Genomic DNA, 1,369 nt, shown 5'->3' with positions numbered 1-1,369 from the left:
TACAGATGGAGCGCTACGACGACGCCCTCACCGACCTCACCCGCGCCATCGAACTCGACCCCAACCTGTACTGGGCCATCGCCGGCCGCGGCGAGACCTACCGGCAGATGGGCCGCTACGACGACGCCCTCACCGACCTCACCCGCGCCATCGAACTCGAACCCACCCACGCGTCGACCATCCTCAGCCGCGGCCAGATCTACCGGCAGATGGGCCGCTACGACGACGCCCTCACCGACCTTTTCCGCACCCTGGTGATCGACTCCACCCTGTCCTGGTGTCACTACGAGATCGCGATCGTGATGCACGTCCTCGGTCGACCCGGTGAGCAGGAGCGCTGGCAGATAGCGGCAGAGGCTTTCGAAGCTGATATCGCATCAGGTGCATACCCGATAGCCGACGCCCAGGGAAACCTCCTCGTGATGCGCTGCGCCGTGTCCGACTGGGCCCGGGCGACTGAGGAACTCGAGAAGTTTCTTGCGTGCAGCCCGACTGCCGCCAGGATCCGGGAGGCTCTGGACGATCTTCAGGACGTCGAAGTGAACCTGGCAAAGGACCCGAACGATCTCCGGCCGCTACGAAGGGAGCTGGAGGCGGCTGTCGAGGCCGCAGCCGGCCTGCCGCGGCCGTCGGACGTCTGAGGTAGGTGAGCGAGGCCCGACATCAGTCCGACCCCGCGTGTGCTGGGTGTGCGGCGGCGCGACCGTCGACGAGGCAAGCAAACGCAGGCCGTGGGCGGCTCCGGGTGCTCGCCTACAGTCCTGAATCGTGCCGGGCACCTTCGCGACGGAGGCTTCGAGGGTCTGGCGGATCTGCTCCACCGCATTGACATCGACGCCGGTCTCCGGCTCCAGGAGATAGCCGTCCTTCCGGCCGACGCGGAATGGCCGCGGGTGCGATCTCGTGGCGGCGGGCACCCGACGGCGTACGGGCAGGGGGCCCCAGGCACTCCGCTCGCCGCGCGGCGCGGCCCCGGGCTGCCAGGGCACCGACGGCGATCCGGGCCCACTCAGCACGGCCTGGTCCTCACTGTCGCCCGGGAACAGGGCGCGCAGATCGGCAGTCATCCTCCGGTTCCGCCCGACGGGGCGGGTGTGGTCGTCGACAGCCGCCTGCACAATCCGTTCATCAAGGCCGGGCTGGTGAGGCTGGCCGCGTAGGGCGTACGACAGGTTTCCCCATGTCCCGTCCGGCCGCCGGACGCGGATCGACACCAGCGCGCGATCATTGAGAGGCGGCCGGCCGCCCCTCGACTCGTAGTGCCGCCACACCGCGACGATCAACCCGTCCCTGAAGCTTCCCCTTGATCGTGGACACCTGGAGACTGGGACTCGAGGTTCCAGAGGAAGTAGCGCCAGGTGGGAAGCAA

The 1,369-nt window shown here is 68.4% G+C and carries 1 protein-coding gene; it reads left to right on the top strand.

Translation table 11 applies throughout. From position 1 onward, the window contains the following. A partial coding sequence (locus tag LCE31_RS36710) for a tetratricopeptide repeat protein (RefSeq protein ID WP_225022308.1) occupies positions 1-641 on the top strand: 641 nt, incomplete at its 5' end. Between the last annotated feature and the right edge of the window lie 728 nt (positions 642-1,369).

Source organism: Streptomyces sp. 8L, from assembly GCF_020176795.1.
In the GTDB taxonomy this organism is placed as follows: domain Bacteria; phylum Actinomycetota; class Actinomycetes; order Streptomycetales; family Streptomycetaceae; genus Streptomyces.
This window is presented reverse-complemented; position numbering and strand designations above follow the sequence as displayed.